We start from the raw sequence: 22,986 nt of genomic DNA on the forward strand, positions 1-22,986 counted from the left end.
TTTTGAGTTGCTATCTAATAATAAATGATTATCTATAATATTTCAAAAAAATGGTAAAAAAATACCCATGTATTGGAGTAGGTGGGTATGGAAATCAAAACTGTTTGGTCTTGGGTGAACCGTAATACGACCAGTATATTAATTAATATATCCTATTCCCATTATTTTGGGAAGCTTAATTTTTCACATCTTTATAGGTCTGTTTTCTATACTTTTCTACACCTTCAGATGCACATTTAATTGCACCTTCAATTGATAGGATCATCATGGTTTCGTATTGCTTCCAAGATTTTCTATAGGCTTCATAATTCATTTTATTCTCACCAATCCCTGCATAGTACAAACGCCCTTTAGCTGTAAAGTTATCTTCCATTGCCGGGTTGATAGCAAAATCTAGGACCATACGAGCAATCAATGAGGCCAAATGCTTCAAGGTCATTTTATCAGGATCTTTCTTACCATCCTGTGCCGCCTCTTTGACCATAATCCCTGCTAAGTGGTTTAACAGAAAATCATAATCTCCTTTTGCATTCTCTCCAAAAATTACAATTGAAGTGATTGCCTTTTCAAGTGGTGTATCTAATGACGCAATAGCACCCAAGCGATCTTGATAATCCAATGGTTTCTCTCCTGTGCCTTTCGTCTCATCATTAAATTGCGGTGACTTAGCAGTGATGCCATGAGTCAACCACTCGAATTGTTCAAACTTCTCTGCTACTGCGTTCATAATTGCCCCTTAAACTTTTTCGAAATCAAACCCATCACGGCTTGTATAGATTTTTGCGATATGACGTAATGCTTCATCCTCTGTGTTGAACATCATGGAGAATGTTTTAAATTGAATCTTTTTGCCGTTAGATAAAACTTGATAACCAAACTTGTAATCTGAAAATTTATAACCAGTACGATCTTCATATTGCTGTAGAAAATAACTAAGTTTTTCCCCAAAATGCCAAATGTGAATTTCAGGTATAAACTCCAGTCGATCACGGATTAACTCACGACAAAATGGGTGGCGCACATGCTGATGATTAGAATTAATAATCCAATCAATATCCTCTAGTCGCTGTAAATACTCGAATAAGCGCTGAATCTGCTTAACTTCATCAATATCACCAAATTCACCAATTGGTGTACGATATAAAGTTGGTGTATCAACCCACTCAAACTCAGGAACATCAATTTCTATTCTCAATTTCACGATTTCATCCCCCAAATCAACATACCTGCATCACGCTGTTCTTGATTCGTACGACCTTGCCAGCCTGTGATGCGATTAAATTCTTCTGAATTCTTTTTGGTTTTGGTTGGTCTTACTTCAACCACTGCTAAACCGAAAGATTTCGCCATTTCTACAATTAATTTGCCTGTTGCATGGTTCTCACCTACATTCTTAGCAATTCGCTCTCCTGCACGCTTAGATTGACCAATACGACTATGTAGATTTGATTTTTTATTCATCCAACCTGCCTCGATCACCACTTTCTTAATCTGATCTTTATTAACCTTAAGATATTGAGTTAAGTTATAAAACCGCATGTTATCCAATCGAAGTGAGCCGTCTTTTAAAACAGCCACCCCCGATTTTTCTAGGTCTGGATCAATGCCGATGATGAGGGGTTTAGGGATTTGCATTGTTGTCACCTAAAGCTTTTTCTAAATCGCTAACAAGATTGTCTGTGTCACCGCCATCATTCGAATATCCGTAGTAGCCATCTTTCGCTCGTGCAATAACAAAGAGAACTTCTTCAATCCTTTTGTCTTTCTCTTCAACTGCTTGCCAAGCCTTTTTAATTTCACTTTCAAAACTTTTAATTTGATCTCTTTTGATACCAAGTTGAGCGCTTAAGAAATCAACCTCAGCCTGTCGGGATTGCTGACCAGCCAAATACATAGCCTTAGCTAGGTTTTTACTTGACTCCCAAACATGCCTATTTTCTTTCCAAGCTTCCTCAAACCTATCCATGACGTTCTGCCTCCAAACGATGACCAGCTTTTATTTCTGAAGGTGTGGCGTGTCTTAAATCCGAGCGAAATGAGTGTGAGTTTCTGTCATAGAAAACTGTAAATAGATCACCTTTTATTTTAATAATTTCATATATTTTCTTGTTGTCGAATTTAGGGTGAACAACCAAATCCCCCACCTTAAAGTCATGTTTTGTCAGGTTGTTTATAGTTGTCATAGTGCCACCTCATTTCTATCAACATTCATAATGTCTTTTGCATACTGAGTCGCTTTGTAATGTGTGTCTGTCACTCGCTCTAAATATCTTTGTTTCACAAACATTTGAAGTAAGTGATAGACATTGGCTCTATGGATATCAAGCACTGCCTCTTGAATATCCCTAACCGTAAAAGGCTGTGTTGCATAGCATGCAAAAAGCACTACGCTCAAATGATCTTCGAATGTTGTTTTAGTTTCGCTCATACCAACACCCTCTTTGTTTTGTTAAATATCGCCCAACCAATGTTGTCTAATTTTTTCAACCCATTTTTGTTGTAGATATGAATTGAAGGTTTTCCATTTTCAAAATAAACCCCATCTTTAAACTCATTTAAGCTTGCTTTTTTCACTTCCTCTTCTAACTGTAACAACTCATCAATTGATAGATTTCGAGAAAGTTTGATTCGATCAAAACCATAAGTTTTCACACCCCACCTCCTACGCTTTCAACGTCTGCGATGGCCTTACGTAACTCACCAATATTTACAGTTTTATCTTTCACACCTGAATTACCTAATGTCCAAGAATAGAAATGTTCATCACTTGGCGCATTAGCAACAATCTTTTTAGAGTTTTCCAAGCCATGGATTTGTACTAACTCCCAGCTATCGACCAACCTTTGAAGCTCATCCTTATCATCAATGCAAGTGAACATAGCTATTTGACGCATGGTCCAACTTTCAGCATTCATTAATTCATGTGACGCTTTAAATCCAAACTTCCTCACAAACTCAACCGCATTCATACTGACTCCCCTTGCGATCCTTGGTTTGGTCGTTTGAGAACGGCCTTTAATTTTTCAATATATTCCCTAGCTTTTGCTCGTTCTTCATCCGATTGCTTAGGCTCTGGATCAGCTCCGAAATCTACCCAAGAGGTTTTCACTGGTATTTCAACTGGCTTGACCCATTCAGCCTGCACCACACCTTGATCAACAAATTCCTTAATTACATCAAGGTAATTCTCTTTAAATGCCTCATAAACATTGTACGAAGCACGCTCAAAGTTTGATGAGTAATCAAGATTGATAAAACCCTCATAACAACGGTCATAAGCTTCTTTTTCAGCGTTTGTAATTTTGGTTTTTTGGTCTTGACGCCATTTGATAATATTGGCTAAAGCAGCATGTTTACCTTTGAAAGAATCAATAGCTCGCTGTTGTTCTGTTCCAAAACCAATAATCCCTAAACACCACTTGCGGAACATTGCTAGATCTGGACAGAATCCGTTATCACGAACCTGAGTTAAGCCGAAATTAATTTGATCTTTAGTTAATCCGTCAATGCATATTTTCATTGCATGATTGATTGCTTCAGTCGGCATGCCTTCAAAAGTTTTTTCAAAAGATCGAGGTGCGATTGCTTTAAATATTCCAACAAGTTTTGCTGAATTTGTTGGCTGTAAATCTTGTTGAGAATTAGAAACCATAGCTGTCATTGCTTTGCTCCTCTTGAATAATTAACTCTTGTATTTCAGACCAGCGAGTTGATGCTTGGCTTTGCTGGTAATTTCTCGTGTAAGTTTGAACAGCCTGCTTAGGCTCAAATAAACCAATCCAATTACTTGTTATAGAGTTTTTCAAAGATTGATTGGCTTTTTCAGAACCCCATTTGGTTAGGTCATTCAAAGCCAATTGAATTGCTTTTTGAGTGGGTGGTTTTTTCATGCTGTGACGCATTTCAACGTAAGCAATCCACAATTCACGTTGAACACCCTCAGGTAGATCCACTTTGCAAGCATCATCCAAAGAAAATTTATTTTTAGGTTTTTTCTCAGATATATTCTCTTGTGTAATCTCTTGAGTAGTCTCTTGGTATTCTCTTGTTAACATTGGCTCATTTTGAGCTAATGGAGATTGGCTCATTTTGAGCTGATCCACTGGCTCATTTTGAGCTACTGCATTGGTGCAATTTGAGCTACTCGATTGGCTCATTTTGAGCTGATCAATAGAATCAATAGCTTGTGTGATATTCTGCTCAATAATGCCAAGAACGTTGTAGTCAATTGAGTAGTAATTAACTTGATTTGAACGCTTCTTATCAAAGCGCTCAACATGAATTAATTTCTGGTCTTTAAGTGATTTAATGGTTCTTTTTAGGGTGGCTAGAGACATATACTTCAATTGCAAAAGCCACTCTGGATATGTGTTATAAATCCACTTTTGGTTATTTTTGTGCAACCTAGATGCGCCTAACCAATAATGAAGCTGCTGTAAAAATATAGCCTCATTAAGCCCTATTGCCATCGCTAGAGATGGCTGTACTTGCAAGGGAGACTCATTGATCAGGAGTTTCGACATATCTCGCTCCTTTGCTTGAGTTGCAACTCGTGCACATCGTTTGTAGGTTTTCGAGCGTTGATTCACCGCCTAATACCTCTGGTTTAATGTGGTCTAGTGATAAATTCTTTTGCACACCACACGTAACACAAGCAAATCCATCTCTTTCATAGACTTGCATACGCAATCTTTGTCCAATCTTCTTCTTTGTGTACTGGATTGGGCTTAGTGAATCTCTATACTCCAACTGTGCTTCGTGTGTTTTACGGGTGTAATCAGATTGAAAAATTTGATCAATGTGATTTAAATACCCAAAAGCAATCTGTCTTACGCAGTCCAAGCAAAGTTTCTTCTCATTCACACCAAATGGATGAGGGGCAAAACTAATTTCATTTCTGCATAAATCACAGTTAAATATTGAGTGTTCTTGAACGACTTGTGTTCTCTGTTGTTCATGTGCTAAATTTGTTGTCATATTCATTTCTACCTCGTTTTGAATTACTAACCACTCCAGTTCGCGCTGGCAGTGGTTTTTTAATACCCAAATTCTTCTAAACGCGGTGCAATTGCCGTGTGTTGAAAATCATTAATTTCAGACGCTCTATTCATTGAGAGGCGTGCTAAAAAGAAAATTGAATCAATCAGCTGCTTGTCATAGCATTGATATTGTTCAGGAATAATCTTCAACCCAAGCTTATCCAACAAAAGGCAAATCGTTTCAAGATCGGTCAAGCCATTGTTTTTCTTGTCGTTTTTAAACTTTGAAATCCAAGGACCATCAAACCCAATCTCCTCACCAAGCGTTGAATTAACAACTACTCCAAGCGAGTGCAAAACGAGCGAGTGTGTATTTCTAGCTCTTGCGCTTAATTCAATTGATACTTTGCTCATGGTGGTTCCTAAGCGACATTTGTAGTTTGTTTATGCTGATTCCATAAAGTTTCTAGATTTCTACCTAGATCGTATGAAAGACGTTTTCCGCAAGCTCCTCGCTCCAGATCACTTACATAATTTTGTGAGCAACCAATTTCAGTGGCGATATTTGCTTGTGTTAATCCCTGTTCTTTGAGATCAGAGATCATTTTCTGCCATTGATTCATATGAACCTCCAATATTTTTATTAAATATATAGGTTTTCCGATATTTATACAATAGCCAAACCGATTGAAATATGTATCAGAATTCCGATAAAGCAAGTTGAGATAGATTTATGAGCACTTTGGGTGAAAATTTAAAGAAATTGCGTAAAGCAAAAAAAATGACCCAGAAGGAATTAGCGCAAAAGTCTGGAGTTAAACAGTCAGTTATTTCTGAACTTGAAACAGGCATTGCTAAATCAACAGGTTCTATCCTTGAGTTAGCTAGTGCCTTAGGTATTACTGCTGAAGAACTTAAAAAAGGAGTGGTTAGTGAGTTCGATAACAACGTTGTTCCTATCACCTCAAAATTAATCCCTGTTTTATCATGGGTTCAAGCTGGATCAATGACATCCGTAGAGGAAATAAATCCATTAGACATTGCTGAATGGTTACCGCCCTTAAGTACGGATGATCCTGATGGTTGTTTTTATTTAAAAGTTGTTGGTATTAGTAATTCTCCTACCTACATGGAGGGTGACTGTATTTTAGTAAATCCAAAATTTCAGGTGTGTGACTTAATTTCTGGAGATTTGATTGTTGTTAGAAATAACACTGATGCAACATTTAAAAAATTAGTTATTGAAAGTGATGAGCGTAAATATTTACAAGCTCTTAATCCAAACTTTCATCCTAATATTATTGAATTTGAAGAAGGAATGGTTTTAGTAGGTTTGGTAATTGATGCATTTAGACCGCTTGGTGGTTCTCGCCCTAAGCGAATGAGAAAAAGTTAGATTAGTAATTTAGGTGATATATGGACAACTTAAAACTACCAGTTAATCAGATTATTGCTCGCATCAATGATGCTGCGACACATGGTGAAGCATTGATGCTAACAGCTGATGAAGTCAAGATTCTTTCTAAAGATATTGGTGACAAAGTTTTCATACCTGTGCTTACAAATGAGCAAGTTATACAGCTGGTCAACGAAGGTAAGCTTGGGCAAAAGATTAATAGCGCAAAAGATAAATAAAAACTGCGAACCCGACATACTCTATTTGCGTCGGGTAAACAAATAACCCCCACCACACAAAAAACCATATATGAAAGTAAGTATTGAAGTGCAAATAATTGGATGAGACATGTAGAACTCATAGGCTTTTTGAAAAATCATAAACATCCTTCCTAAAAATCACTTAATGGAGAAAACAATTGGAAGCTGAAAACAAAAAAGACACTGTTCATTTAGGTCGATTAAACTTGGAAAAGGTACAGCAACTTAGTAAGGGTGCAAAAAACCATCAAAAGTTTAATTCAATTAGTGATGACGATTTGAAATCATGGTTAGCACTATCTGAGCCATACATCGAAACAGATCCATTTAAACTCAAAGATAATATAATTCTCAATGAACCAGATCCTAAGTTTTTTGATCGTAATTACTTACAATTAACATTTGATCAAGTAAAAAACTTACCAACTGATGATTTGTATAAACTTTTAAGTGGAGAAAACCACAGTGGAGCTATAAATGATAAAACTGTTCAGTTAATTTCCAGTGAAATTTTAAGTAGACAAATCAAGGAAGCTTCTAAGCCTCATTGGACGATTACACCAACGCTTATTGTTGCAACTATTGCTGCTGTAGCTAGTGTTCTTGCATTACTAAAATAAAAGTAAATAGCACAGAACATACCATTAAGCATGCAAGAATAAGATTTAAAGAGCTTTTCTTTTTGAAGTTCATGTTTATCAATCCTATATAACTCTGACAACAAGCAAAGTAATTGAAGATACTAAGGTTATTATGCCAAGAATAATGGTTGCAATCACAACTGGCTTATCTGCTTCTCTCATGATATCTAACACCTAAAAGGTAATCCAAATTGAAAAATTAACTAAAATTATAGAAATATTAATAAATATTTGTATATCAAGTAATTGGTTTGCACCCATTACAAACTCCATCTAACCCACCCTGCGTGGGTTTTCTTTTGTCTATTAAAGCATAAAAAATCCAAATAATATCGGAATAAAAATAAAAATATCGGATTACCTATTGACTAACAATATCGGAAGTGCGATATTTACCTCATACACAAACAAACCTCCTCAGTGAGACAAAAATGGAAATTCAAAATTTACGCTTACAACTCCTTCAGCTTTCAGGCGGTCAAGTTGAACACGCTCAAGCAATGGAGAAATACGTTTTGGAAGGTACTGGCTTAAATCAGCAAATGGGCGAAGCGGTAAAAACTGCGGAAGTTGGTGAAGATCCAGTAGATGAAAAGTGCGGATGCTTTATCTGCTTAATCAATCAATTTCAAAAAGCTTTTTAATTTTAAATAAAAAGCCCTCACGACTCGACATCAAAGGGCTTTTACTCAAAGAGTGAGAATATTATGTCACACAAAAAACCACAACGTCTACTGACGATAGATCAAATCGTTAAGCGAGCATTTATCCAAGATATATTCCTTGGCTCAATCATCATTTTTTTGATCGGTGCGATGTTCTATATCGCTTTGGTAAGGGGGTGAGTTGTGAAGAAATGTACTTTAGGTCCACGACACAAATGGAACTTTAAAAAGAATGTCGATGTAACGACAGGTTCAATTTCAGCAACTTCATCTCGACTCTCTTTTAGTAAGAAAGGTTTATATACCTGTGAGTGTGGTGCTCGAAAATACGGTGAATATCAGCACCAAGTCAAGGAGCCACAATAATGAATATGCTTTCTAATGAACAAGCTAAATTGGCTTGGGTTCAAGGTATAAAAATAGAAGTTAATCTAATCGATGATAATGAGTGGATCGAAGTTTCAAACGCAATGACACTCAATATCTTCGATGTTGGAACGAATAACTTTCGTATCAAAGGAAATCACTTAAATTCAGGCGAAATCAATCTATCAACCATCAATAAGAAGCATGAAAAAAAGTTAGGAACCCTTTCCTTTTTAACATCAGAAATTATTGAAACTTTGGGAAAACATCCTGAAAACGCAATGTGGATTGCTATTCGGCAACTAGAACACGCAATGATCGAAGAAGCTTTGATTTTATGCAATGGAAATCAAACTAAATCTTCCGAGCTTCTTGGGTTAAACCGCGGAACTTTACGAGATCGCATGCGGTCTATGGGAGTCCTTAGATGAATCAATCAAACGATGTTATTAACTTCGGAAAATTCAAAGGTACTGCCCTTGTTGATCTCAAGCACACCTATGTTCGTTGGTTGCTTACTCTTGAAAACCTTGATGAAGCTTTAGGTGAGAAACTTAGATCTTTAAATTGGGTTCAAGAAGAAGCTGAACGTGAGCGAAAATTTCAGAAGCGTAAAGCCAAAGCTGAATTATTCAGTAAGCCATGTTTTCAAAGAACACCATATTCACCAAATCAGCGCATTGCCTATAACAATGCCAAGTTTAATTCATAAGGAGCTCGCAGCATGACCCTCCCAAAACTTTACTTTCACTTGATAAAAATGGCGTGGTGGTTGTGATGGAAATAAATCAATTAAAACCTGTAGAGGTTGTGCGTGATGAGTATGGTTCATGGATTCATCCAGAATACCGTAAATACTTGGATGAGCATCACGAAAACCAAGAATGGCTTTCGCAAAGTGAATGGGATGCTATCAAGCGTCACTTCAATATCGAAACTGTCTCATTTTATCTTGAAAGCTGCACCTCAATGGATGATTGGGAAAAAATGATGGAAAACGCAGATTTAACAGATTGGAAGCCAATCGCTCCAAATGGATTTTTCTTAATGGATATTCACTTTACCGAAGATGATGCAATAGCTGTATTTGCTCGTCCGATTCGTGAAATTGAGGTGGCGTGATGGATATTAAAAGCTTAAATCTTGACGGCTCTGTTGATGAAATTGCAGAGCAATTATTCAAGCAAATGATTGGACCTATCTTTGATCACTTAGCCAAAACAGATCCAGAGTTGGCAGTTGAATTTGGTTATTGCATCGCTGGTAATGGGATCGCTTGTTATATGAACAGTCTTAAAGATGTGTCAAAAGCGGAAAAGTTAATTATTGATTCTACTAAATCAATGGCGGCAGATATTAAGCGCCATAGAAATAAAGTTTGTTGAGGTGGCGTGATGATTAATATAGAAGAAGAACGCAAAGCATTTGAAATTGAGTGGATTAAATTAGGTGGGGATTTTAAAAGCTTCTCCATTATTGACAACATGTATGTATTAATCCCAAGCATGGCAAGTGCTGATGATGTAATTAAAGAGCTTGCAGAAAGAGCAGTGAATTCAGCATTTGCACTTTGGTTGATTCAGTCAAGACAAAAGCAAGTAGTAATTGATGATTTGAATATCCAGTTGAAGGATGCCAAAGCCACCCCTGAAGGGTTTGTTTTGGTGCCGAAAGAAAATATTTCTTGTTATTGGCAAGACAATGATGAACCTGAAAACTTTTGCTCAAATGAATCTGATTTCGATTGCCTAGGAGATTGCATTGATCTTGGTGAAATCATGGAGATCAATAAATTTACTCAAGCGCATGTCAATAAAGAAATACTTTTTGGCACCTGGTTTGCTGAAGCAATCGACCCATCTGAAAAAGCTAATTTCTTTGTTGGAACTCATGCTGAATGCTTGGAGATTGTTGCAAAGAATAAAGCCGTGATCGAAGCACAGGAGCAAAGTCATGACAGCCAAAATACTTGACCCCTGCTGCGGTTCTCGCATGTTTCATTTTGACCGTCAAAACCCGAATGTAATGTTCGGGGATATTAGGACAGAAAACAGAAATTTATGTGATGGTCGCTCACTTGAAGTTAATCCAGATATTGAAATGGATTTTCGTAACATGCCATTTGATTGTGGCCAATTTAAATTAGTGGTGTTTGATCCACCACATTTGATTCGTGCAGGTAAACAATCTTGGTTGGCCATGAAGTATGGAAAACTAAATCAAGATTGGCGTGAAGATTTACGCAAAGGCTTTAATGAGTGTTTTCGTGTTTTGGCCACAGATGGAATTTTAATTTTTAAGTGGAATGAAACTCAAATCAAAGTCAGTGAAATTTTAGAACTAACAAATCAAAAACCAGTGTTTGGCCACATAAGTGGAAAACGAGCTAACACTCATTGGATTTGCTTTATGAAAGAAGAAAAGGAGGAAGGTTGATGGAAATTGATCGTCGTGTCAGGGCTTCTGAATTTATGAAGCTCTTATCGGTCGGGAGAACAAAGTTCTACAACATGGTAAAGCAAGGTGATGTGCCTGAGCCGATAAAAATAAGTGATAAAGAAGTTTTTTGGTATGAATCAACAGTGAAACAAGAAGTTGAAAAATATAAGCCTAAAAATGTTATAGTAGCCTGCATATAGCGGGCTTTTTTATATAAACCTGTTTTTAGTGAATATTTCAAAACGGGTAATCAAACGGGTAACTTATTCACGATCGTTTAATTATTTTCAGTTATTCAAAAGGTTATAATGAATAAGATTGTTATTAAAAAAAATAATAGTGGGACGATTGCACAAAATAAACGTGCACGCCACGATTATTTTATTGAAGAAAAATTTGAAGCTGGGCTTTCTTTACAAGGTTGGGAAGTCAAGTCATTACGTGCTGGGCGGATGACCATTACTGAAAGCTATATCACCTTTAAAAATAATGAAGCATTTCTCTTCGGTGCTCAAATTCAACCTTTACTTTCAGCATCTACTCACGTAGTCCCTGAAGCGACACGTACCCGTAAACTGTTGCTCTCGCGCCGTGAGCTTGAAAAGCTACTGGGTGCTGTCAATCAAAAAGGTTATACCTGCGTACCTTTGGCGTGTTACTGGAAAGGTCATTTGGCTAAACTTGAGATTGCTTTGGTAAAAGGTAAGCAGTTACATGACAAACGTGCCACTGAAAAAGATCGCGATTGGCAGCGTGATAAATCACGAATCATGCATAAATAATCTATTTGATATACGAAAAACCTCCGAAATGGAGGTTTTTTCTTTTAGACATCTTTTTAACAGAATTTTAACGAACCATAGCAGTTGGGAGCAAAGTCCTGATTTTTAAGTTGTAGATCCTTTAATGGGAAGTTTACTGATGTATTGGGTAAATTAATATTTCCAATTTCCAATGAACTACCAAATAGACAATCCAAAGCTTGACAAGATGGTACTGCGGTCGTTGACAAAGCCGTACTTAATGGACCGATCACTTGTCTTAATACATCATTAGTAATATCAATACGTTTTGATGGTGTAACATTGCCAATATCGACAGGATCTTCAAATGCCATCCACCAACCTCTTTGCGCAGTTACTTCTGCATTTGGCCACCATACATTTTGACTTTGTAGAGATAATGAAAAAGGATTATTTAATGGAATTTTATGGATATAACCTAGATTTTGACTAATAGACAAATTGGCCGTCAGCCCAGTAATATTACCGTTTACTTGTTTTTCTAAGTTTAAAGTCCCGAGTAGAGGAACCCTCACCCCAGCCTTTAGACGTCCTCCAAAATTCAACCGATCAATATTAGCTTTACCTGTTAAATTGACACTCGTTTGTCGTTTACCATTTATAGTCGTAGCATCAATTTGAATTGGCGCTGTTGTACTCTCCAAATTTAAATTGTAATCATTTGAAGAAAGCGGTAATCGCCCACAAAATACAAAAACACATATATCCACATTTCCAGTCACAGGCATTTGGGTATCGGCATAACTCATTCCACGACTATTTGTATATCCCATTCCCGTAGTTGCTTTCGTCTTTAAAAAGCCACTGAGAGAGTTAATACCGTTCGGTGTGTCTGAGTTTTCAGTACCTGCTGTCAACATTCCCAAAACTTTTTCAGCACTTAAACGTAGGCCAACCACCTCTCTTGTCGATGCAGAATTGGGATCCTTTATCGCAAATTCTACAAATGGATTGGTTAATTTTGCACTTGAACCCACACGCCCTTCACGTGTATCAGCCAAACCTGAAAGACTCAAATTATCAATATCAATGTCGCAACCACCCGCCCCGTTTACCCCACCACAACCGAGCTGTAACTTTTTAATGTTGGCATTCAATTCAAGTTCTGCCTCAAGTCCAAGTTTATAAAAACCAACGCCTTGCCCCTGCATCTTATTGACTGAGTCATTTGGCGCAATATAACCCAAGCTCATCAGTGCCTGACCATGAACATCGGAAAGCTCAGAGTCATTCAATTGAGTTAAACTCTCCAAGTATAGAGAATTTGCAGAACAATGCATTGAGGAAAACAATCCAGCATAAATTACGACATTTTTTACGACTTTAATGATTTTCTTATCAATCATCCTATTATAGTTGATATCCATATCAGCTAATCTCATTTTATTATGCATAAAAAATATACTAAAATACAAATAAAGCAAATAGAAAAGTGAATTAAATATCTCAATACTATAATAATTATGCAAACCAAGATTACTTTCCCAATGATTCTAAAGACTTTTTATTGATATTTACTTATGTAACTAATTTTAATTATTGTATATTTATACTTAATAGTCATACAATCTACTTTTCAGCACATCATGTGGTTTACAAGTCATCAAAGCGATTATTGTAAGTCGTCAAGTTAGTAAAGAGATAAAGCTCTATCCTGATCAAACAATAAAAAAACCTCCATCTGGAGGCTTCCTTTAATCTTAAAGATTTAACAGAATTTTAGATTACCATAGCAGTTAGGCGCAAATCCTTGAGTTGCTAAGGGTAAATCCTTAATTGGGAAGTACAGTGGGTTTGCCGATGATAAATTGACATTACCAATATTCAGACCAGTAATCAAACATCCAATAACACCCTGACAAGTCGGTGGGTTATTTGTCAAATAATTGTTAATACTGGGTACAACTTGTTTAAGAATATCATTGGTTACATCAATCTGATTTTTAGGTACAACTTGACCAATATCAATTTCATCTTCTATAGCTAACCACCATCCACGATTCGCAGCGTATTCAGCGCCAGGCCAGTGAACCTGAGCGGACTGTAGTGATAAAGAGAATGGATTGTTTAATGGGAATTTATGAATATACCCAAGATTTTGCTCAATATCTAAGTCAGCCCTTAAGCCTGATATATAGCCATTTGAATTAATAGTTAAAGGAAGTAATGAAGCTAATGGTAGATTTACTCTTGCAGTAATATTTCCACCAAAGTTTAAATTATCGATCAATGCAGTACCTGATAGTTTTGCAGAAGTTAAACGCGTACCTGTTAAGGTTGTACCGTTGATCAATAAATTCGCTTTAGTTGATTGCAACTGTAAATTATAATCATCTGTATTAAAAGTTGGCTGGATGAACCCTCCTAAAAGCCGAATTCGACCACTAATAGCCATCCCTGTATCGTTAATTCTCATCGTTCTTGGAGCTGTAAATCCCGTTCCTGTAGTCGCCTTAATTTTTATTGCACCACTTAAACTATTTATTCCATTGGGAAGATCAGAGTTCTCTATTCCTGTGGTTAATAAGCCTAAGACTTTTTCAGCACTTAAACGCAAACCAACCACTTCTCGTGTTGACGCAGAATTGGGATTTTTTATCGCAAATTCCACAAAGGGATTGGTTAATTTTGCACTCGAACCCACACGTCCTTCACGCGTATCGGCTATACCCGAAAGACTTAAATTATCAATATCAATGTCGCAACCGCCCGCCCCATTTACCCCACCACAACCCAGTTGTAATTTTTTAATATTGGCATTTAGGTCAAGCTCAGCTTCCAGTCCAAGTTTATAGAAACCGACATCCTGTCCTTGCATGTTATTGATTGAGTCATTAGGCGCAATATAACTCAAGCTCATCAGTGCCTGACCACTCACATCCGAAAGTTCAGCATCATTTAATTGGATTAAACTCTCAGAATGTAGAGTGCTTGCAAAACTATGGATTGAAGAAAACAATCCTGTACAAATGAAAGCCAGTTTTGCAATTTTAATGATTTTCTTATCAATAACGCTGTTTTTTTTAATATCCATACTATCTTCTCAGATCTTATTATGGATAAAAAATATACTAAGTGTTAAATAAATAGAATAACACTTCGTCGTAAATATTTATATTTTATAATTTTTATATAATTCAACATCACTCTCACAATGATTCTAAAGGATTTTTTACTTATATTACTTTATGTAACTAATTTTAACAATTATATATTTATACTTAATAATACCATAATAATCCGTCCAAAACAGAACATAAGCCACCAGTGCATAATACCTTTCCATAAATGCTAAAATGATCATATTGATTGAATCATATTGGTATTTAAAATTGCTTCTCCCGTTGGGAGAAGACTAGGATAAGGGGCTTTTATATTGATCTATAGTTTAAAAATGGCTTATCAAAAAAGCCTATTATAAAATTTTTTATTTATTCTATTTCCCATTCTTTTATCGAATACCAATGAACAACTATGGCGTAATTTTATTTATGAGTAACGCAATATACTCTCCAAACCATGTTGCGGTTTGCAAGTCACCAGAAGGCGGTGTAATTTCAACTGGTGCATTATCTGATTGTGTCATTAGCCCTAAATAACCCGCCATACGGTTTAAATCTGTGGGTTTAACACCTGTAGGCATTAAAGGGAGTCCAGACCATAACATGCCATGCTGCATTGCAAAGATATTAATCTGTTGCAGTACAGATAACTTATCGCCACTTAAACCACCAGAGTTGGTAAATGCAGCAGCAAGTTTGCCCTGCCAATCACGATTTTTCCAACGTTTAGATGTAGAGTCCATAAACATTTTAAATGGACCTGTAACACTTCCCATATAGGTCGGTGAGCCAAAAATTATGGCATTCGCTTGATCTAAAATATCCCAATCAATATGCTCAATATCCATTTGATGAACAGTTACACCGATCTTCTCTGCACCTTGTGCAATATAATTCGCAACTTTTGCAGTATGACCAAATGGACTGTGGTAAACGATCGCGATAGATTTAGCAGATAAAGACATATCAATTGAAAACAAACAAATTTGGTCAAGTTTAACATCAATTCATTTTTAAACAATTCTTGTAATGTTCAGAAAACCTATGACATAACGCTTAAAACAACGATAAATCTATTTAAAAATAAAGATTTAATTCCGAATAAATACAAAAGTAGCCATACGCCCTGTTTTTGCATGGCGACGATAAGAATAGAAATCCTGATCTTGACGATAAGAACACTGATCTCCTCCTGTAACCACATTCACCCCATGTTGTTTAAAAATATAACGCGCAATCGCATACAAATCCGCATAGTGCTTACCTGCTTGCTCACCCTCTATAAATGCAGTGTCTAGTTCAGCATATTTAGAACAAAAAGCAGCTTTGACTTCTGCGCCAATTTCAAAACAAGGCTGGCTGATTGCTGCACCCAACCAAGCCCAAGTAGGTGGAGACTTCATATTGGCAATGGTATTTTCAATTATTCCCCCTGCTAAACCGCGCCAACCTGCATGTAGATTGGCAACCTCAGTACCTGCGGCATTGCCTAATACAACGGGTAAACAATCAGCGGTCATCATCATCAAAGCATGCCCCTGAGTCTGAGTGACCAAGCCATCTCCCTCCAATGCGCTAAAAGTCATTTCTTCATTGATGGTATGACATATTGTGCTGTGGGTTTGCGTCATCCATGTGATTTTACTAACACCTAATTCTGCGAATTCATCCAGTAAAATCATACGGTGTTGTTGTACCCGTTGAGGATCATCATTTACATGCAATGCCAAATTAAAACCTTCAAGCTCAGGCTGTACAGATGGCAAAGCCTTTGGGTGATGTATATGTGTCTGGCCTGCATATACACCTTGAGGTAATCCTTGAACAAATTGCATATGACGCTCATTGAAATATTTTTATTAAACTTATCATAAGCTGATTTAACAAAGCTTTTGAAAATCCAATTTTTGATTGAGTAAATTTTATACAAAAAACCAACAATTGTTAATTTATTCTAATATTATATTTAAAAAAAATTAAAACACACGGAGCGTGGATATGAAAAAAATTACATTGGCTATTGTTACTTCGTTTTTAGGCATAACTCATGCCCATTCAGCAGTTTGTGAGTACAAATTTGATGCAACTACTGAACAAGTTATTGCAATCAATCAACAACCAGGCAATCCACAAGCCTTAGATTCGCTAACAATTGGTCGCTTCCCTCAGCAAAGTGGTTCAAAAGTTAGTTTTAAATTAACAGCCTCAAATACAGCTTTTATGGCTTTTAATTCTAAACAAACCAATGCACTTAAAGATCTATTTTTGGGTAATTCAACTGTAGCGGTTGGAGATCAAATTATTCCATCTACAGGTATTGTTGCTTTTGAATTTAACTTTAAAGTTCCAAACGCATTAAAAGGAAAAGGTAAATTACTCTCTTTCCCAATTATGATTTCAGGTAAATCACAAGACAATAAACAGACAAGTATTTTCATTCTTTATATGAATAATCCAGATGAGACAAATACTACCAATTTTCTTGGAACATTTTTTCAACATGATCAATCTTCTATTACCCCTGAAAACTTTTCATCACCATTAGATGTGCAAAATACACTTGATGGTTATCAAAGAATGGGAATTTATATAAATCAATCAACAAACCAAGTGGGTTTAATCTTTAATCATCAAAATTATGGTTATATCGGGACACTCCCATCAAAGCTAGACAACTTGTTTTTTATGATCCCTGTTGTATACAGTAATATTGCATCGTCAGATTTAAATCAGGAGGTATCAATTGAATTGGTAACAGATAAATCCAAATTTAAAAACACCTACCCAACAGGAACAAAAGATATTTGTGGCAACTAAATAATTTAGCTTAAAGTTTTATTTTTAATAAAATTTAAGAACTTAAGCAAAGTTTGATAAAAGAATAAAGAGAGAAAAACCATGAAAAAACTAAAGCTTGCTGTTTTACTGAGTTTGAGTGTTATCAGCACACAAGGATTTGCACTATGTCGTTATGATTTAGAAGGATTCTTATCTGATCCATACAATCTTGTAGCACAAAAATTTCCTACAGTATCAGGTCAAAAAGTTTCCTATAAAATTCTAAATACAACAAGTCCAATCACGTATTCTGCCAATCATAGTACATTGAAAATGACGAATAATACGATTACTGAAGGAGGATTAACATTACCTCAATTAGGCGTTATTGGACTTGAATTAAATACAGAAATTATTCCAACTGAATTAACAAACGATAGAAAAGAAACTAAAAATTATGGAATATTTGCCCAAGACAAAGATAAGAATATGCATTCAATATTCATCACCTATGCCAATAACACAGCATTAAGCTCTCAAGATAATAAAAAGAATGTAGTATTTATACTAATAGCTTCAACTCATCCAGATACTAAACAAACAGAAACTCTTTATGGTTATGGAATACCGATTGAGGGCATACCACAACAAAATCTTGGTGTTTACTTTAATCAAAATACCAATCAAATTGGACTGATTGTAAATAAAAACAACTTAGGTTATGTCGCAACTTTACTGTCTAAACCTAAAGATTTTACAGTAGCCCCACAAGTCAATTTTGAGGGTTTTGAAGCCAACTCTCCATATCTAAATAAAACTATGTCATTAGAATTGGTCACGGATAAATCAAAATTTACCAACACTTTTCCTATAGGAACAAAAGATGCTTGTGGTAACTAAATCAATGTATAAAACTGCTCTCATTGAGCAGTTTTATCATGTAAATCAATTAATAGGCTTTGTTTTCAGAGCGTAAAACTTCAACCAACTCAACGAAATCATCTGACCATGGTGCTTCAAACATCATTTCTTCTTGTGTACGTGGGTGAACTAGGCCTAATTTAGAGGCATGTAAAGCTTGGCGTTTAAAGTTACGCAATGCACTGCTCAGTTTTTCAGAAGCACCTGCTGGAACTTTAACACGGCTAACATAGACTGGATCACCCACCAATGGATAACCAATATAGGTGAAATGAATCCGGATTTGATGAGTACGCCCTGTTTCAAGTTGCGCTTGTACACGGGTGAAATGTTGAAAACGTTCTTTAACATTGTAATGCGTCACCGCATCACGACCACCCGGTAAAATAGCCATTTTTACACGATCTACAGGATGACGTTTAATCGGCTCATCAATCGTTCCACCCGCAATAATATGACCATAACAAATCAAGTCATATACACGGTAAACTGTTTTTTTAGCCAATTGTTTGCTTAAAGAAAATTGCGCTTCCAAATTTTTAGCAACAACCAATAAACCGCTGGTATCTTTATCAATACGATGCACTAAACCTGCACGAGTTAATTCGGCAGATTTTGGGTAATGATAAAGCAAGGCGTTCACCAAAGTACCATTTGGATTACCCGCACCAGGATGAACAACCATACCAACAGGTTTATTGATGACCATAATATCGTCATCTTCATAAACAATGTTTAAAGGGATATTTTCAGGTTGTGCCGACGTTTGTGCTTCCAATTCAACATCTAAACATAGAAGTTCATTGCCTTCGCATTTATACTTAGGCTTGACAATGTTACCATTTACCAACAAATGACCTTCTTTCATCCACTGCTTGAGTTTTTCACGAGAAAACTCGTTCCAAACCAGTGCTGCGACTTGGTCAATACGTTGCCCTAAATAGCTTTCATCCAGTTGAAATTGCAACGATAAACGTGTTGCAGTCGGCGCAGAATTATGATTATCTGCATCCTCAGAATCTTCAAGTAAATTGAAATCATTTTCTGGGAAATTAGAATTAGAAGAGTGTGCTGAAGTCATTTGCTCATTCGGACAAAAGTGGTTTAATAGCGCAATTGTAGCCTATTGCCCGTATAAACAGAGGAATTTTTATGTCGCTACCACGTTATAAAGTCACAATGCTTGCTTTAACTGTAGGCTTAGCAACTGCATTTGTCGGCTGTAGCAGCAATCCGAAGAAGGATGTTGTTGATACAGGCCCGAAATCAAATGAGCAGACTTATTACAATAATGCGATAAAATCATTAGACCGTGGGCAATATGGCGATGCTGCAAAAGCGTTAGAAGCAATGGATACTTATTTCCCGACTGGGCAATATGCACAACAAGCTCAGCTTGAATTGCTTTACACAAAATTTAAGCAAAAAGATTATGAAGGCACAATTGCACTGGCAGATCGTTTTATTCGTTTAAATCCTCAACATCCGAATTTAGATTATGCCTACTATGTCCGTGGCGTAGCCAATATGGAGCAAAATTATGACAGTTTGCTTCGCTATACCTCATTAAAACAAGCACATCGTGATGTAGGTTATTTAAAAATTGCCTATCAAAATTTTGTCGACTTAATTCGTCGCTATCCTTCAAGCCAATATTCAGTTGATGCCGCACAACGAATGAAATACATCGGTCAAGAATTGGCTGAAAGTGAAATGAATACGGCACGTTTCAATATTAAACGTAAAGCGTATTTGGCTGCGATTGAACGTTCACAATGGGTGATTGAACACTATCCTCAAACACCTCAAGTTCCTGAAGCCTTAGCAACAATGGCATATGGTTATGACAAGTTGGGCGATAAAGAAACATCACAACAGTACATTGGCGTGCTTAAGCAAAACTATCCAAACCTTGTTAAATCTAATGGTGAAGTGAATATACGCGCAGCACGTAAAGAAGCAAGTTGGTGGAACCGTGCAACATTAGGTATTTTAGGTCGTGGTGATAAAGCAGAAGTATCACAAGAAGCGAGTTCTGAAATGTCTGATCAAGCAGAACAAAAATCAAGCTTGTTAAATAAAGTGAGTTTTGGCTTACTTGATCGTCCAAATCGTGAAGTGTCTAAAGAGCCAGCACGTGCAGATGAAAGTTTGTATGATGGACAACGTAAATAAATATTGATTGCGACAAATCAAGACGGGTTTTTACCCGTCTTTTTTATTCATAGATATTTTTAGACTCAAAACTACGTTAAACTTTAAATTGGTTTAAACGATACATGACATTAAATTTATGGCTATTCCTCAGCACACGATAGATCAAATTTTGGATCGCACAGATATTGTCGATCTGATTGGTCAACGTGTGAAATTGAAAAAAACTGGTCGCACCTATTCAGGCTGTTGCCCTTTTCATCAGGAAAAGTCACCTTCTTTTCATGTTTACCGTGATAAACAGTATTATCACTGCTTTGGCTGTCAGGCAAATGGCAATGCCATTCGCTTCTTAATGGATATTGATAATCGAAATTTTGTCGATGTCATGAAAGAACTCTCCAGCCATGCAGGTGTCGAACTTCCCAAAGACAATCATGACAATAAAAAACTGTCGTATAAACGTGAAGTATCCAAACCTAAGCCAGCAGTGAAGGCTGTAGAAAATAAAGTAGTCGATTCTAAACCCGCTGAGCAAAAAATAGATTCTGTTCAGCCACTAGAAATTGACCCTTTTGAAGCCTTTAGCCAATATCCAGATCCTGAGCATTTCGATCCAACCCAGTTTGACTCAGTAGGTTTTGATCAGATCCCTCAAGATGGCAACCTTTATGATCTGTTAGAAAATATTGCGCAGTTTTATGAACGCCAATTACCAAACAGTAAAGTGGCGCAGAATTATTTTAAACATCGTGGTTTAAGCGCCGAAACAATCCAATATTGGCGCTTAGGCTATGCACCAGAAGATTGGCAACATTTAGAAAAAGCTTTCCCACAAGATATTGAAGGTTTAAAACTACTAGGTCTGATTCGTACCAGTGATAGTGGTCGTGACTTCGATTTGTTGCGTGATCGGGTGATTTTCCCGATTCGAGACAACAAAGGTCGTGTCGTCGGTTTCGGTGGTCGCGCATTGAATGACGAAATCAAACCGAAATATATTAACTCACCTGATTCTGAAGTCTTCCATAAAAACCAACTGCTTTACGGCTTGTATGAAGGTCGGAAAGACCGTGCGCAAAATTGGCTCATGGTTGAAGGCTATATGGATGTGATCGCCTTACAACAAAACGGGATTTCTGGTGCGACAGCAACATTAGGTACGGCCAGCAATGCAGATCATTTAACTATTTTATTTAAGCAGAACAATCAAATCACGATTGCATTTGATGGTGATGCCGCTGGACAAAAAGCAGCACGTCGAACCTTAGAAATTGCGCTACCGTTATTGAATGATGGCCGTGAACTTAAATTTTTTGTTCTACCCAAAGAACATGACCCAGATTCGTTGATTCGTAAGGAAGGTTTTGAAACGTTTCAACGAATATGGCAACAATCTCCTTTATTATCGGATTTCGTCTTTGCTTTATTGAGTCAAAATTATGATGTTGCTACACCTGAAGGTAAAAGTCAGGTGATGGCTGAACTCAATCAACTGACTGAATTATTGCCTAAACAAGGTTCTTACCGCTATTTATTAAGACAATTTTTTAAAGAAAAGTTAGGTTTTAATCGAAAATGGCAGCCTCAAGTCAGCTTAGATGCCTCATTGTCTTTTAATATTCGCACCAAAGATGAAGACTTTGCTGTTGCGATTTTGATGCAACATCCATTTTTATATATTCACTTTGAAGTATTGCGTGCATTGATTCATCCAGATGAGTTATTGGCGCAAATCTTAGCGGTATTTGACCGTGTCTTTGACGATCTACCAGATGATCAAGAACTTGCAACCTACTATATTTTAGGTGCATGTGGTGCTTATCATTTGGAACTCTCTGAAATCATACAACGCACAAATATTCAGGCTTTGGCTGAGGCGCCTGAAATGGCAGATAAATTGGCTTCAGATTACTCTTTGGCCTTGCAAGAGAAATATTTAAAATTAAAGCTTAAAGCGCCAACCTCATTGAGTGAGTCACGTAATTTACGAAAACAACTCAATGAACTGACTAAACAAATCAGTTTAAAGTTGGTACATCATTAATTTTCTATAAACGCTTCATTGAGCTTATCGAGTATTTTGTAATACAAAAAATTCATATGGCTATTGGCCTCTTCCATTGAGGAGTCATAAGATTTATATAGGTTTATAAATATACGTTTTTGAAAGTTTTCATCACTAAAAAACGCATTGGTGGGGTAATTAGAATCTGAGTGTGCATTTATACTTTCGACCATAAGTGCATCAAATATCCGCCCTGAATAATCTAGATAAAAGCAATATAGTTTAGGTTTTTTGGGATTCTTATAGCATCGATCAACTGAATCAACTCCCCCCATAATTCCACCCTGCGTAGAGAGGCTATGTAGATCCTTGATGGCTTGGTTCAATAATACATCACTGTCTTTTACAGGCTTTGCAAAACATTCTACTGACAAACACAATAATATGAATATATATAAAGTTTTAAGCATTTTAATTGCCTTCATTTCATTATTCTAATTTGATGGCACTAATA

Annotated in this window: 37 protein-coding genes; 18 read left to right on the forward strand and 19 right to left on the reverse strand. The window is 36.5% G+C overall.

All coding sequences use genetic code 11. The features are described 5' to 3' along the window. Nucleotides 1-175: 175 nt before the first annotated feature. From PYV58_RS16915 to PYV58_RS16975, 13 genes are read right to left on the reverse strand one after another with little or no spacing between them, the layout of a single operon-like run. On the reverse strand, nt 176-727 hold the full coding sequence (locus tag PYV58_RS16915) for a hypothetical protein (protein ID WP_275059614.1): 552 nt from the start codon (nt 725-727) through the stop codon (nt 176-178). A 9-nt stretch (nt 728-736) separates the two neighbouring features. Next, nucleotides 737-1,201 (reverse strand): hypothetical protein, encoded by a 465-nt coding sequence (locus PYV58_RS16920; protein WP_275059615.1) that lies wholly within the window; start codon nt 1,199-1,201, stop codon nt 737-739. Then, entirely contained in the window at nt 1,198-1,635 is a 438-nt protein-coding gene (locus tag PYV58_RS16925; protein ID WP_275059616.1) for a hypothetical protein, read from the reverse strand. Before PYV58_RS16925 ends, PYV58_RS16920 begins: the two co-directional genes overlap by 4 nt. Then, nucleotides 1,622-1,966, reverse strand: coding sequence for a hypothetical protein (locus PYV58_RS16930; RefSeq protein ID WP_275059617.1), 345 nt, complete (start codon nt 1,964-1,966; stop codon nt 1,622-1,624). The genes PYV58_RS16925 and PYV58_RS16930 overlap by 14 nt, the downstream gene beginning before the upstream one ends. Further along, complete coding sequence (locus PYV58_RS16935; RefSeq protein WP_275059618.1) at nt 1,959-2,183, reverse strand: hypothetical protein; 225 nt, start codon at nt 2,181-2,183, stop codon at nt 1,959-1,961. Before PYV58_RS16935 ends, PYV58_RS16930 begins: the two co-directional genes overlap by 8 nt. After that, the gene (locus PYV58_RS16940) at nt 2,180-2,428 is read right to left on the reverse strand and encodes a hypothetical protein (protein ID WP_010117376.1); all 249 of its coding nucleotides are present in this window, start codon (nt 2,426-2,428) and stop codon (nt 2,180-2,182) included. Before PYV58_RS16940 ends, PYV58_RS16935 begins: the two co-directional genes overlap by 4 nt. Beyond that, nucleotides 2,425-2,652: a hypothetical protein gene (locus PYV58_RS16945; protein ID WP_275059619.1), complete on the reverse strand. Its 228-nt coding sequence runs from the start codon at nt 2,650-2,652 to the stop codon at nt 2,425-2,427. Before PYV58_RS16945 ends, PYV58_RS16940 begins: the two co-directional genes overlap by 4 nt. Further along, nucleotides 2,649-2,969: a hypothetical protein gene (locus PYV58_RS16950; RefSeq protein ID WP_275059620.1), complete on the reverse strand. Its 321-nt coding sequence runs from the start codon at nt 2,967-2,969 to the stop codon at nt 2,649-2,651. The genes PYV58_RS16945 and PYV58_RS16950 overlap by 4 nt, the downstream gene beginning before the upstream one ends. After that, entirely contained in the window at nt 2,966-3,661 is a 696-nt protein-coding gene (locus PYV58_RS16955) for a hypothetical protein (protein WP_275059621.1), read from the reverse strand. The genes PYV58_RS16950 and PYV58_RS16955 overlap by 4 nt, the downstream gene beginning before the upstream one ends. Further along, nucleotides 3,642-4,493 carry a hypothetical protein gene (locus PYV58_RS16960; protein ID WP_275059622.1) on the reverse strand — a complete coding sequence of 284 codons (852 nt, stop codon included), beginning with the start codon at nt 4,491-4,493 and terminating at the stop codon, nt 3,642-3,644. The genes PYV58_RS16955 and PYV58_RS16960 overlap by 20 nt, the downstream gene beginning before the upstream one ends. 7 nt (nt 4,494-4,500) lie before the next feature. Next, on the reverse strand, nt 4,501-4,983 hold the full coding sequence (locus tag PYV58_RS16965) for an HNH endonuclease (RefSeq protein ID WP_275059623.1): 483 nt from the start codon (nt 4,981-4,983) through the stop codon (nt 4,501-4,503). Nucleotides 4,984-5,036: 53 nt separating this feature from the next. After that, nucleotides 5,037-5,393: a hypothetical protein gene (locus PYV58_RS16970; RefSeq protein WP_275059624.1), complete on the reverse strand. Its 357-nt coding sequence runs from the start codon at nt 5,391-5,393 to the stop codon at nt 5,037-5,039. Nucleotides 5,394-5,401: 8 nt separating this feature from the next. Beyond that, nucleotides 5,402-5,602 carry a helix-turn-helix domain-containing protein gene (locus PYV58_RS16975; protein ID WP_180644783.1) on the reverse strand — a complete coding sequence of 67 codons (201 nt, stop codon included), beginning with the start codon at nt 5,600-5,602 and terminating at the stop codon, nt 5,402-5,404. 110 nt (nt 5,603-5,712) lie between these two features. On the opposite strand from PYV58_RS16975, the gene PYV58_RS16980 reads away from it, so the two are divergent. From PYV58_RS16980 to smpB, 14 genes are all read left to right on the forward strand, one after another. Beyond that, nucleotides 5,713-6,375, forward strand: a complete 663-nt coding sequence (locus PYV58_RS16980; protein ID WP_275059625.1) for an XRE family transcriptional regulator — start codon at nt 5,713-5,715, stop codon at nt 6,373-6,375. Nucleotides 6,376-6,395: 20 nt separating this feature from the next. Further along, a complete protein-coding gene (locus PYV58_RS16985) occupies nt 6,396-6,614 on the forward strand; it encodes a hypothetical protein (RefSeq protein WP_270385643.1) in 219 nt (72 codons plus the stop codon). 179 nt (nt 6,615-6,793) lie between these two features. After that, nucleotides 6,794-7,255: a hypothetical protein gene (locus tag PYV58_RS16990; protein ID WP_275059626.1), complete on the forward strand. Its 462-nt coding sequence runs from the start codon at nt 6,794-6,796 to the stop codon at nt 7,253-7,255. A 452-nt stretch (nt 7,256-7,707) separates the two neighbouring features. After that, nucleotides 7,708-7,920, forward strand: a complete 213-nt coding sequence (locus PYV58_RS16995) for a hypothetical protein (RefSeq protein ID WP_275059627.1) — start codon at nt 7,708-7,710, stop codon at nt 7,918-7,920. A gap of 63 nt (nt 7,921-7,983) precedes the next feature. After that, nucleotides 7,984-8,121, forward strand: coding sequence for a hypothetical protein (locus PYV58_RS17000; protein WP_275059628.1), 138 nt, complete (start codon nt 7,984-7,986; stop codon nt 8,119-8,121). A gap of 3 nt (nt 8,122-8,124) precedes the next feature. Next, entirely contained in the window at nt 8,125-8,307 is a 183-nt protein-coding gene (locus tag PYV58_RS17005; protein WP_275059629.1) for a hypothetical protein, read from the forward strand. Beyond that, nucleotides 8,307-8,738, forward strand: coding sequence for a helix-turn-helix domain-containing protein (locus PYV58_RS17010; protein ID WP_275059630.1), 432 nt, complete (start codon nt 8,307-8,309; stop codon nt 8,736-8,738). Before PYV58_RS17005 ends, PYV58_RS17010 begins: the two co-directional genes overlap by 1 nt. Continuing rightward, the gene (locus PYV58_RS17015) at nt 8,735-9,019 is read left to right on the forward strand and encodes a DUF3820 family protein (RefSeq protein WP_275059631.1); all 285 of its coding nucleotides are present in this window, start codon (nt 8,735-8,737) and stop codon (nt 9,017-9,019) included. The genes PYV58_RS17010 and PYV58_RS17015 overlap by 4 nt, the downstream gene beginning before the upstream one ends. A gap of 65 nt (nt 9,020-9,084) precedes the next feature. Continuing rightward, nucleotides 9,085-9,429: a hypothetical protein gene (locus tag PYV58_RS17020; RefSeq protein ID WP_275059632.1), complete on the forward strand. Its 345-nt coding sequence runs from the start codon at nt 9,085-9,087 to the stop codon at nt 9,427-9,429. After that, complete coding sequence (locus PYV58_RS17025) at nt 9,429-9,692, forward strand: hypothetical protein (protein ID WP_275059633.1); 264 nt, start codon at nt 9,429-9,431, stop codon at nt 9,690-9,692. Before PYV58_RS17020 ends, PYV58_RS17025 begins: the two co-directional genes overlap by 1 nt. Before the next feature lie 9 nt (nt 9,693-9,701). Then, nucleotides 9,702-10,280, forward strand: coding sequence for a hypothetical protein (locus tag PYV58_RS17030; protein WP_275059634.1), 579 nt, complete (start codon nt 9,702-9,704; stop codon nt 10,278-10,280). Further along, nucleotides 10,261-10,743 (forward strand): class I SAM-dependent methyltransferase, encoded by a 483-nt coding sequence (locus tag PYV58_RS17035; RefSeq protein ID WP_275059635.1) that lies wholly within the window; start codon nt 10,261-10,263, stop codon nt 10,741-10,743. The genes PYV58_RS17030 and PYV58_RS17035 overlap by 20 nt, the downstream gene beginning before the upstream one ends. Continuing rightward, on the forward strand, nt 10,743-10,946 hold the full coding sequence (locus tag PYV58_RS17040; RefSeq protein WP_234622599.1) for an AlpA family phage regulatory protein: 204 nt from the start codon (nt 10,743-10,745) through the stop codon (nt 10,944-10,946). Before PYV58_RS17035 ends, PYV58_RS17040 begins: the two co-directional genes overlap by 1 nt. A 108-nt stretch (nt 10,947-11,054) precedes the next feature. Further along, nucleotides 11,055-11,528, forward strand: coding sequence for an SsrA-binding protein SmpB (smpB, locus tag PYV58_RS17045; protein WP_234622598.1), 474 nt, complete (start codon nt 11,055-11,057; stop codon nt 11,526-11,528). A gap of 56 nt (nt 11,529-11,584) precedes the next feature. On the opposite strand, the gene PYV58_RS17050 is transcribed toward smpB, so the two are convergent. The 4 genes from PYV58_RS17050 to pgeF all read right to left on the reverse strand — a co-directional run bounded on the left by PYV58_RS17050 (nt 11,585) and on the right by pgeF (nt 16,446). Then, nucleotides 11,585-12,916, reverse strand: a complete 1,332-nt coding sequence (locus PYV58_RS17050) for a hypothetical protein (protein WP_034617526.1) — start codon at nt 12,914-12,916, stop codon at nt 11,585-11,587. Nucleotides 12,917-13,257: 341 nt separating this feature from the next. Next, nucleotides 13,258-14,583 (reverse strand): hypothetical protein, encoded by a 1,326-nt coding sequence (locus PYV58_RS17055; protein WP_034617503.1) that lies wholly within the window; start codon nt 14,581-14,583, stop codon nt 13,258-13,260. Between the two features lie 438 nt (nt 14,584-15,021). Beyond that, nucleotides 15,022-15,576 (reverse strand): flavodoxin family protein, encoded by a 555-nt coding sequence (locus PYV58_RS17060; RefSeq protein WP_034617506.1) that lies wholly within the window; start codon nt 15,574-15,576, stop codon nt 15,022-15,024. 126 nt (nt 15,577-15,702) lie between these two features. After that, nucleotides 15,703-16,446 carry a peptidoglycan editing factor PgeF gene (gene pgeF / locus PYV58_RS17065; protein WP_034617509.1) on the reverse strand — a complete coding sequence of 248 codons (744 nt, stop codon included), beginning with the start codon at nt 16,444-16,446 and terminating at the stop codon, nt 15,703-15,705. Between the two features lie 163 nt (nt 16,447-16,609). On the opposite strand from pgeF, the gene PYV58_RS17070 reads away from it, so the two are divergent. Together PYV58_RS17070 and PYV58_RS17075 are read left to right on the forward strand one after the other, a co-directional pair. Continuing rightward, complete coding sequence (locus tag PYV58_RS17070) at nt 16,610-17,428, forward strand: DUF4882 family protein (protein ID WP_034617511.1); 819 nt, start codon at nt 16,610-16,612, stop codon at nt 17,426-17,428. Nucleotides 17,429-17,509: 81 nt separating this feature from the next. Beyond that, nucleotides 17,510-18,289, forward strand: a complete 780-nt coding sequence (locus PYV58_RS17075; protein WP_034617513.1) for a DUF4882 family protein — start codon at nt 17,510-17,512, stop codon at nt 18,287-18,289. A 49-nt stretch (nt 18,290-18,338) separates the two neighbouring features. On the opposite strand, the gene rluD is transcribed toward PYV58_RS17075, so the two are convergent. Further along, complete coding sequence (gene rluD, locus PYV58_RS17080) at nt 18,339-19,391, reverse strand: 23S rRNA pseudouridine(1911/1915/1917) synthase RluD (protein WP_004722483.1); 1,053 nt, start codon at nt 19,389-19,391, stop codon at nt 18,339-18,341. Nucleotides 19,392-19,462: 71 nt separating this feature from the next. Between rluD and PYV58_RS17085 the strand changes: the two genes are divergently transcribed. After that, nucleotides 19,463-20,485, forward strand: coding sequence for an outer membrane protein assembly factor BamD (locus PYV58_RS17085; protein ID WP_034617516.1), 1,023 nt, complete (start codon nt 19,463-19,465; stop codon nt 20,483-20,485). Between the two features lie 118 nt (nt 20,486-20,603). Continuing rightward, nucleotides 20,604-22,511: a CHC2 zinc finger domain-containing protein gene (locus tag PYV58_RS17090; RefSeq protein WP_034617519.1), complete on the forward strand. Its 1,908-nt coding sequence runs from the start codon at nt 20,604-20,606 to the stop codon at nt 22,509-22,511. Here PYV58_RS17090 and PYV58_RS17095 read toward each other — a convergent pair. Continuing rightward, nucleotides 22,508-22,957, reverse strand: coding sequence for a hypothetical protein (locus PYV58_RS17095; protein ID WP_227504281.1), 450 nt, complete (start codon nt 22,955-22,957; stop codon nt 22,508-22,510). The two genes, PYV58_RS17090 and PYV58_RS17095, sit on opposite strands and share 4 nt — an antisense overlap. Nucleotides 22,958-22,986: the final 29 nt, after the last annotated feature.

The sequence above is a fragment of the Acinetobacter sp. TAC-1 genome, from assembly GCF_029025845.1.
In the GTDB taxonomy this organism is placed as follows: domain Bacteria; phylum Pseudomonadota; class Gammaproteobacteria; order Pseudomonadales; family Moraxellaceae; genus Acinetobacter; species Acinetobacter guillouiae.

Coding starts and splice junctions, on each gene's coding strand:
- PYV58_RS17050 (WP_034617526.1), bottom strand. CDS start 12,916: ATGGATATCAACTATAATAGGATGATTGATAAGAAAATCATTAAAGTC.
- PYV58_RS16995 (WP_275059627.1), top strand. CDS start 7,708: ATGGAAATTCAAAATTTACGCTTACAACTCCTTCAGCTTTCAGGCGGT.
- rluD (WP_004722483.1), bottom strand. CDS start 19,391: ATGACTTCAGCACACTCTTCTAATTCTAATTTCCCAGAAAATGATTTC.
- PYV58_RS16975 (WP_180644783.1), bottom strand. CDS start 5,602: ATGAATCAATGGCAGAAAATGATCTCTGATCTCAAAGAACAGGGATTA.
- PYV58_RS16980 (WP_275059625.1), top strand. CDS start 5,713: ATGAGCACTTTGGGTGAAAATTTAAAGAAATTGCGTAAAGCAAAAAAA.
- PYV58_RS17055 (WP_034617503.1), bottom strand. CDS start 14,583: ATGGATATTAAAAAAAACAGCGTTATTGATAAGAAAATCATTAAAATT.
- smpB (WP_234622598.1), top strand. CDS start 11,055: ATGAATAAGATTGTTATTAAAAAAAATAATAGTGGGACGATTGCACAA.
- PYV58_RS17035 (WP_275059635.1), top strand. CDS start 10,261: ATGACAGCCAAAATACTTGACCCCTGCTGCGGTTCTCGCATGTTTCAT.
- PYV58_RS16935 (WP_275059618.1), bottom strand. CDS start 2,183: ATGACAACTATAAACAACCTGACAAAACATGACTTTAAGGTGGGGGAT.
- PYV58_RS17095 (WP_227504281.1), bottom strand. CDS start 22,957: ATGAAGGCAATTAAAATGCTTAAAACTTTATATATATTCATATTATTG.
- PYV58_RS17085 (WP_034617516.1), top strand. CDS start 19,463: ATGTCGCTACCACGTTATAAAGTCACAATGCTTGCTTTAACTGTAGGC.
- PYV58_RS17030 (WP_275059634.1), top strand. CDS start 9,702: ATGATTAATATAGAAGAAGAACGCAAAGCATTTGAAATTGAGTGGATT.
- PYV58_RS17090 (WP_034617519.1), top strand. CDS start 20,604: ATGGCTATTCCTCAGCACACGATAGATCAAATTTTGGATCGCACAGAT.
- PYV58_RS16915 (WP_275059614.1), bottom strand. CDS start 727: ATGAACGCAGTAGCAGAGAAGTTTGAACAATTCGAGTGGTTGACTCAT.
- pgeF (WP_034617509.1), bottom strand. CDS start 16,446: ATGCAATTTGTTCAAGGATTACCTCAAGGTGTATATGCAGGCCAGACA.
- PYV58_RS17025 (WP_275059633.1), top strand. CDS start 9,429: ATGGATATTAAAAGCTTAAATCTTGACGGCTCTGTTGATGAAATTGCA.
- PYV58_RS17060 (WP_034617506.1), bottom strand. CDS start 15,576: ATGTCTTTATCTGCTAAATCTATCGCGATCGTTTACCACAGTCCATTT.
- PYV58_RS16925 (WP_275059616.1), bottom strand. CDS start 1,635: ATGCAAATCCCTAAACCCCTCATCATCGGCATTGATCCAGACCTAGAA.
- PYV58_RS17040 (WP_234622599.1), top strand. CDS start 10,743: ATGGAAATTGATCGTCGTGTCAGGGCTTCTGAATTTATGAAGCTCTTA.
- PYV58_RS17000 (WP_275059628.1), top strand. CDS start 7,984: ATGTCACACAAAAAACCACAACGTCTACTGACGATAGATCAAATCGTT.
- PYV58_RS16930 (WP_275059617.1), bottom strand. CDS start 1,966: ATGGATAGGTTTGAGGAAGCTTGGAAAGAAAATAGGCATGTTTGGGAG.
- PYV58_RS17075 (WP_034617513.1), top strand. CDS start 17,510: ATGAAAAAACTAAAGCTTGCTGTTTTACTGAGTTTGAGTGTTATCAGC.
- PYV58_RS17010 (WP_275059630.1), top strand. CDS start 8,307: ATGAATATGCTTTCTAATGAACAAGCTAAATTGGCTTGGGTTCAAGGT.
- PYV58_RS17020 (WP_275059632.1), top strand. CDS start 9,085: ATGGAAATAAATCAATTAAAACCTGTAGAGGTTGTGCGTGATGAGTAT.
- PYV58_RS16985 (WP_270385643.1), top strand. CDS start 6,396: ATGGACAACTTAAAACTACCAGTTAATCAGATTATTGCTCGCATCAAT.
- PYV58_RS16970 (WP_275059624.1), bottom strand. CDS start 5,393: ATGAGCAAAGTATCAATTGAATTAAGCGCAAGAGCTAGAAATACACAC.
- PYV58_RS17070 (WP_034617511.1), top strand. CDS start 16,610: ATGAAAAAAATTACATTGGCTATTGTTACTTCGTTTTTAGGCATAACT.
- PYV58_RS16955 (WP_275059621.1), bottom strand. CDS start 3,661: ATGACAGCTATGGTTTCTAATTCTCAACAAGATTTACAGCCAACAAAT.
- PYV58_RS16940 (WP_010117376.1), bottom strand. CDS start 2,428: ATGAGCGAAACTAAAACAACATTCGAAGATCATTTGAGCGTAGTGCTT.
- PYV58_RS16950 (WP_275059620.1), bottom strand. CDS start 2,969: ATGAATGCGGTTGAGTTTGTGAGGAAGTTTGGATTTAAAGCGTCACAT.
- PYV58_RS16965 (WP_275059623.1), bottom strand. CDS start 4,983: ATGAATATGACAACAAATTTAGCACATGAACAACAGAGAACACAAGTC.
- PYV58_RS17015 (WP_275059631.1), top strand. CDS start 8,735: ATGAATCAATCAAACGATGTTATTAACTTCGGAAAATTCAAAGGTACT.